This window comes from Pseudomonas sp. AB39(2026) (assembly GCF_059831485.1).
In genome coordinates, this window is record NZ_CP195212.1 from 263,105 (window position 1) to 270,086 (window position 6,982).

At 60.4% G+C, this 6,982-nt stretch carries 5 protein-coding genes; all 5 read left to right on the top strand.

What is annotated here, in order from left to right; all coding sequences use genetic code 11:
• Nucleotides 1–5 precede the first annotated feature (5 nt).
• The 5 genes from ACSAMW_RS01210 to ACSAMW_RS01230 all read left to right on the top strand — a co-directional run bounded on the left by ACSAMW_RS01210 (nt 6) and on the right by ACSAMW_RS01230 (nt 6,691).
• Nucleotides 6–1,391 carry a GntP family permease gene (locus tag ACSAMW_RS01210; RefSeq protein ID WP_500592284.1) on the top strand — a complete coding sequence of 462 codons (1,386 nt, stop codon included), beginning with the start codon at nt 6–8 and terminating at the stop codon, nt 1,389–1,391.
• A gap of 175 nt (nt 1,392–1,566) precedes the next feature.
• Nucleotides 1,567–1,857 (top strand): hypothetical protein, encoded by a 291-nt coding sequence (locus ACSAMW_RS01215; RefSeq protein ID WP_500592285.1) that lies wholly within the window; start codon nt 1,567–1,569, stop codon nt 1,855–1,857.
• A gap of 120 nt (nt 1,858–1,977) precedes the next feature.
• Nucleotides 1,978–4,056: a M10 family metallopeptidase C-terminal domain-containing protein gene (locus ACSAMW_RS01220; protein WP_500592286.1), complete on the top strand. Its 2,079-nt coding sequence runs from the start codon at nt 1,978–1,980 to the stop codon at nt 4,054–4,056.
• A 284-nt stretch (nt 4,057–4,340) separates the two neighbouring features.
• Nucleotides 4,341–5,471, top strand: a complete 1,131-nt coding sequence (locus ACSAMW_RS01225) for a hypothetical protein (protein ID WP_500592287.1) — start codon at nt 4,341–4,343, stop codon at nt 5,469–5,471.
• An 86-nt stretch (nt 5,472–5,557) separates the two neighbouring features.
• Entirely contained in the window at nt 5,558–6,691 is a 1,134-nt protein-coding gene (locus tag ACSAMW_RS01230; RefSeq protein WP_500592288.1) for an epoxide hydrolase family protein, read from the top strand.
• Nucleotides 6,692–6,982 lie beyond the last annotated feature (291 nt).

Sequence of the window (6,982 nt, forward strand, 5' to 3'; positions counted from 1 at the left end):
CCTTCATGACCGCTCTTGATATACAGCTGTTACTCACGGCGTTGACCAGCGTGCTGGTGCTGGTTGCATTGATCGTATCGCGCTTGAAGCTGCATCCACTGCTGGCCTTGCTGGTGGTGTCCATCGGGGTAGGCTTTGCCACCCATATGGAGCCGGGCGCCATCGTCACCCATCTGATCACCGGCGCGGGCAAAACCCTGGGCGCGGTAGGGGTGGTGATCGCGCTGGGCGCCATGCTAGGCAAGATCCTGGCTGACGCCGGGGTCACCGAGCAGATCGCCGAAGTCATCCTCAGGCGCACCTCGGACCGCATGATTCCGTGGGCCATGATGATGGTGGCCTTTGTGATTGGCATTCCCATGTTCTTCGAAGTGGGCCTGGTGATCATGCTGCCGCTGATCTTCAGCGTGGCCCGCAAGCTGGAAACCCAGGCACGCTTCAAAGGGTCGGCCTATGTGTATGTAGGTGTGCCGGTGATCTCCGCATTGGCTGCCATGCACGGCATGGTGCCGCCGCATCCAGGCCCCTTGACCGCCATTGCGGCCCTCAAGACCTCGGTCGGCCCCACCATGCTTTACGGTTTTCTGGCAGCGATTCCAGCCATGATCCTGGGCGGGCCGCTGTATGGCGCGTTTATTTCACCACGCATGAACACCAAGCCCGACCAGGCCCTGCTGGACCAATTCACCCTTGCTGAAACCCCCGCTGATCACGCCCGCCCGAGCGTCTGGCTAGGTGTACTGGCCGCCTTGCTACCGGCCATTCTGATGCTGGTGCACGCGGTGGCCGAAATGGTGCTGCCTAAAGGGTCCGCTGCCCTGGAACTGGCCAGCTTCCTGGGCAATCCCTTGATCGCCATGCTGCTGGGCGTGCTGTTTGCCGGCGCGGCCTTGGTGCTGGTTCGCAAGGGTGATGCCGAACAGTTGCGCGATGGGCTGGGCAAAAGCCTCAAGCCTATTGCCTCCATCATCATGATCATCGCCGGGGGTGGCGCCTTCCAGGAACTGCTGACCAGCGCCAAGGTGGGCGATGCCATCGTGCACCTTACCCAGCAATCGGCGTTCCCTCCGCTGATACTGGGTTGGCTGATCGCCATGCTGCTGTCGGTGTCCACCGGCTCGGCGACTGTTGGCATTGTCGGCGCTGCCGGCTTGCTGGCACCCCTGGCTGGCGCAGACCCTACACTCAACCTGCCACTGCTGGCGTTGTCCATCGGCTGCGGTTCGCTCTTCTTCAACTACGCCAATCACGCCGGCTTCTGGATGGTGAAGGAATCCTTCGGCATGACCATGGGCGAAGCCACCAAAACCATCTCGGTGGTGCAATCCATTGTGGCCGTGGTGGGGTTGATTGTGGTGCTGTTAATTAACGCAGTGGTAACCGTGGGCTGATCGATGGCTCTCCAAGCGTTTATAAAACAGCATGGTTGAAGAGGTTGTGCGTCCGTCTACGGGCTTTAAAAACCCGAGCCTATAAAAGGATCCTATTACTGGAAATGTATCAAAGCGTGAACTATAAAACCTGCTAAATGGCCCGGCGCCGTTATTCCTTAAGAAGGTAGAGGCCATGAAGCAGGCAGTCTGGATAGTGGCTATAGCCGTACTGTGTTCCCTGCCGGTAGCACAGGCACGGCAGTCGCCTATCAGTGACGACGCTATCGCCAAGCAGATCATTGAGGCTTCGATTGCCGAGTACCCTGGCAACTGCCCATGCCCTTACAACGCCGCGCGAAACGGCAGTGCTTGCGGGCGGCGTAGTGCCTACAGCAAGCCTGGCGGCTATTCGCCCAAATGCTATCGAAAGGACGTGACGGCAGAAGATATCGCTGAGTACCGTCAGCGGCTTGGGCCTCACTGAACGGCGCCATCAAATATCCGACCGCTGGTTTGCAGGTTGATGGCAACGGCGGCCAAACCCGCTAGGGTGGAAGGGCCGTTACATACCGGCACCTCTCACCGCCCTGCAAAGGAATGATTCATGGCCGTCTACACCCCTGTTTCCACTGCCAGCTACACGACTAGAACCGCCCCCGGTACCGTCATCGTCGATGTGGCCGGCCTTAATGAAGTCAACCAAAGCATTGCCGTTCAGGCAGACGGCAAAGTGCTAGTGGGCGGCTTCAGCTTCTACGGCGGGCCCATCGAAACCTACTATGACTACTCGGTGGTTCGCCTGAACGCTAATGGCACGGTGGACACCAGCTTTGGCGTGAGCGGCCGCGTGGTGATCAGCGCTCAGGTGTCCATCGATGAAGGCTACAGCCTGGTCGTACAGCCTGACGGTGCGATCATTGTGCAATCGCCTGGTTACGTAGAAGGTGAAACGACGGCCCGCCTCACACGCCTAAGCCCTGACGGTACTAAGGACACCGCGTTCAACACCAATGTGCGGAGCAGCATTCCACCGGGTTTCAGCACAGATGAAGGTGACCTGAGGGTCAATGCCGACGGCACGGTGCTGTACAGCAGCGGCCGCGAAAACGGCGCCAGCCTGATACAGCTCAACGCCGATGGCACACGCGACACCCGGTTCGGTGCGGGAGGTATGCTCAACATCGATACTGGGCTGCATCTGTATGGTGACCGGCATGCCATTGCGCTGCCCAATGGGCAGGTGCTTGTGGCCAGCGCGCAAGGCTACGGCGAGGGCTCCCACTACAGCTTGATACGCGCCAACGCCGACGGTTCCCTGGATGACCGCTTCGGCGACCACGGGCAAGTAGGGTTCAGCGCTGATGTACTGGACGACTACCGGAGTGACATTACCTTGCAGGCCGACGGCAAGATCTTGCTGGCAGGCAGCAACAGCAGCTATGGAGGCTTCTCGCTGGTACGGCTCAACGCTGACGGTAGCTACGACAACACCTTCGGAGCAGGCGGGGTATTGGCCCTGGATATCGGCCCTGGCTACGACTCGCCACGCTCGGTCACCGTGCAGGCCGATGGCAAGATACTGATCGCCGCTGATAGCTACCTGGGGGCAGCAGCCGGCGAAGTAGTGGACGGCTATGGGGTGGTTCGGCTGAATGCCGATGGCAGCCTGGACACCACTTTCGGCAGCCAGGACGGCAAGGTTCACCTGGACGGTTCGCCCAATGTGGACCTGCTGGAAGGGTCAGGTGACGCTGAAGTGCTCAATGGCGGCGCAGGGAGCGATGTGCTGCAAGGCGGTGGCGGGCGTGACGTACTGATCGGCGGCCAGGGCGCAGACGTGTTCCGCTTCCCCTCCCTGGAGGACAGTTTCCGAACGTCCACCGGCGCGTTCAGCGACCGTATCCTGGACTTCAATGCTAGCCAGGACCGTATCGACCTCAATGGGCTAGGTTTCACCGGCCTGGGCAATGGCCATAACGGTACGCTGGCAGTGCAGGTGAGTGCCGACCACCGCACGACCTACCTCAAAAGCTACGACGCGGACGCCAACGGCCATCGCTTCGAAGTGGCCATTGATGGCGACGTGGCCGCCAGCCTGAACACCAGCAACCTCCTGTTCTCCACGGTGGTGGTCACCGGTACGGACGGCAACGATACCCTGACCGGCACCCCCTTGAACGAAGTGCTACGAGGGTTGGCCGGGGACGACCGCCTAAATGGCGGGCGGGGCGATGACGTGCTGCTCGGCGGCGCCGGCCGGGATACTCTGGACGGGGGTGAGGGCAAGGACACGTTCGTGTTTACGGCCCTCACTGACAGCTTCCGCAACGCGACCACCAGCTTTGCCGATGTGATCAAAGGGTTTGAGCACTACAAGGATGTGCTAGACGTATCGGCCCTGGGGTTTACGGGGTTGGGCGATGGCCATAACGGCACCTTGCAGGTCAGTTACAGCGGCACGCTGGACCGTACTTACGTTAAGTCGCTGGAGCCGGATCAGGCGGGCAATCGCTTTGAAGTGTCTCTCGACGGGTCTTACGACGATGAACTGCGGGCCAGAAATTTCAATTTTGCCCCCACCACACTGGCCAAAGAGACTGCAGGCACGTCTCACACCGCTGAGGTGCCACAGATTGTCATGCTGGGGGTAGAACACCCTGCAGAGCACGCTGTCGTGGCGTAATGGCAGAGAGGGGCGCTTTTCCTTAAAAGCCCCCTCTACCCGACAAGCGTTACCCCGATCTCTTCGGCAGCGCTTCCGCGGCTTCAGCTCTGCGCGCCTCGGGAGAGCGAAAGCACGGGAAGTAGGTACTCGGCCTCGCCATCACCTGGGCAACGCGGCCGAACAACGGCGCGGCTTGAGGCGCAGCTTTATCCAGCGATAAAAGCCGCTTGCTGTTGAGGGAACCACGGCCCCTCTTTCACCACACAGGCAGTCTCCATCCGATCTCGCGCAAAGGTACCGGTATGTCGACGCTAGTGCAGGGGCCAGCGGCCCAAACGTTTGGGCTGGATGTTTCGCCCTACCAGCCACCCTCCAGCTTTCAGCCGGGGCCAGGCAACCCTTCCGGCGGCGGTGGTAGCGGCGGCGCCGTGGACTTCGGCAGCTCGGCCAACCTGGGCCTGCAAAACAATCAGATCCATTTTGGCGGGCAGGCCCAACAACCCAGCGTCGGCAAAACGCCTGCTGCCGGACAAACCGGCCAGGACGATGACGTGATGTCACGGGTACGTGACTTGGTGCAGCAGATTCTGCAATTGCTCGCACAGTTTACCCAGCAGAACCAGAACGGTAACGCCGGCTCAGCCCAGAACAATGCAGGCGGCAATTCGTCTGGGGGCGGCAGCGGGCGAGGGGCCAGTGCACCGGCAGGCGGCATGCCAGCGCCCGAGCAGGCGACAGCACAATCGACCACCAGCCCAGCGCCGGTGCAGAAGGCCGAGACTCCCGCGCCCACCAGCCCAACCGCTCAGGGCGAGCCTGCCAACGCTACAGGTACGGGTGAAGCGCAAGCCACCGCAAAACCCGCTACCGTTGCCACAGAGAGTGGCCAGACATCAGGCACCGGACCTTACTCACTTAATATCACCAATAGCGATGACCAAGAGCGGTCGTACGGCGCCTTCGACAAGAATGAAAAGCTGATCGGCGAAATCACGCTCAAGCCGGGGGAGAAGGGCACCCTCAAGTACGAAGCTGATACCACCATGCTGTTCAAGCAGAGGGGCGATGACGGCAAGTACCACGCTGATGCCGCTCGGCTAGAAGCCTATAACAAGTTTGTGAATACCAGCGACATCGATGGTCGCGATGCCTCTATCTACGCTACGGACGGTAAAGGCTTTGAAATTGGCGACAAAAAGAGCATTGCCGCCGAGGCTCTCAAACAGGGCGTGATCAAGAACCTGGATGACACTATCCCTGGCTGGTACGACGGCTCCACGGCTGAAATGCAGAAGGGCGGCGCCTTCCTGGAACAGCAATTGGGCACAGGCGATACATATATCCACCCTAATGACGACCAGCTTGGGCAAGGCAAGAACCCCATGCGCAGCTCCAACTCCATGAGCCTGGATGTGACGTTCGGCAAAGCATGACCTTCAGGGGCCACGTTGCGTGAGTACTGGGCATAAGGGGCTGGCATGGGGTTCTGTACTGGAGCAAACCGTAACAGGAGACACCCATGATCACCCCTTACCGTATTCACATCCCCGAAGAGCGCCTGGCGGTGATCGCTGACAAGGTCACCGCCTTCGACTGGGGCCAGATGCCGGACGCTGGTGGATGGACGGCGGGCGTCGGCCTAGCGGACCTTCGGCGCCTTGTAGACTACTGGCGTACCGCGTTCGACTGGCGAGCGGTAGAGGCGCGCCTGAACCAGTTGCCCCATTTCACCACCGTGATTGATGGCGAAACCCTCCACTTCATCCATGTAAAAGGGGACGGCAGTAAACCGCCCCTGCTGTTACTTCATGGTTGGCCTGGGTCGTTCATTGAGTTCGAAGCGCTGCTTGAACCGCTGACAGCCGATGGCCATGACGTGATTGTACCGTCCCTGCCGGGGTATGCCTTTTCCACGCCCATTACCGGTGTGCTGGGGCCTCGGCGCACCGCAACGCTTATGCACGAACTGATGGCCCGTGTGTGTGGCCATCAGCGCTTCGTTGTACAGGGCGGGGACTGGGGATCGTTTATCGCCGGCTGGATGGCCTACGACCGACCCGAGCGGCTGCTAGGGCTGCACCTCAACATGGCCAACCTGGCGGCCGAAGGCACCCAGGCCAGCACGCCCGAGGAGCAGGCGTTTTTCAAGGCTCAGGCCCTGATGAGGGAAGAGGAAACAGGTTACAGCCACCTGCAGCGGACTCGCCCGCAAACCCTTGGCGTGGCCTTGGCGGACAGCCCGGTGGGTGCAGCGGGCTGGATATTAGAGAAATGCGGCAAGTGGTCGGACCTGCCCAAGAACGCCCAAGGTGACCCAGACCTGTGGAGCGGGTTCACCGAAGAACAATTGCTCACCAACATCATGCTGTACGTGGCGCCCTCGACCATGGTCACCGCCACCTGGCTCTACCACGGGCGGCAACTGGAAGGCTCCGGCGTGTTTCCCCCTGGCACGCGCATCACCGTGCCCATGGCCTTTGCGGCCTTTCCGGACCCGGTGTTTGCGCCGCCGCCCCGCACGTATGTGGAAAAAACCTTCAATGTGGTGCAGTGGAACGACATGCCCGCGGGGGGCCATTTCGCAGCGTGGGAACAGCCTGCGTTAATGCTGGCCGACGTACGCCGATTTATCGCAACCCTGACAGTCAGGTAGGGAAGGCGATGTAGCGTGTAGGAATAACCTTATAACTTTTGTAAGTAAAATTTCATAATTCGTTTGCTCGGATCACAAAAAACATGGTTATTTAGTTGTACGACGTGTACCGGGCCACAAGCCGGGTGCCGATCGATCGCCAGGCATGCCTTCATGCCGCGATCACAGCCGAACGGGTCCACCCTGGCGCTGATACCCGCGCGGGCCGTACCCGGTCGTTGACCCTCCAACGAAAGGGAAAGTCTTGCATGATCATGTGGTATGCAATGGTTGCTGTCATGAACGTTGGGG

What these genes read in the sequence shown, in the direction of transcription:
- ACSAMW_RS01220 (WP_500592286.1), top strand. Translation starts at nt 1,978, where the DNA reads ATGGCCGTCTACACCCCTGTTTCCACTGCCAGCTACACGACTAGAACC.
- ACSAMW_RS01215 (WP_500592285.1), top strand. Translation starts at nt 1,567, where the DNA reads ATGAAGCAGGCAGTCTGGATAGTGGCTATAGCCGTACTGTGTTCCCTG.
- ACSAMW_RS01210 (WP_500592284.1), top strand. Translation starts at nt 6, where the DNA reads ATGACCGCTCTTGATATACAGCTGTTACTCACGGCGTTGACCAGCGTG.
- ACSAMW_RS01225 (WP_500592287.1), top strand. Translation starts at nt 4,341, where the DNA reads ATGTCGACGCTAGTGCAGGGGCCAGCGGCCCAAACGTTTGGGCTGGAT.
- ACSAMW_RS01230 (WP_500592288.1), top strand. Translation starts at nt 5,558, where the DNA reads ATGATCACCCCTTACCGTATTCACATCCCCGAAGAGCGCCTGGCGGTG.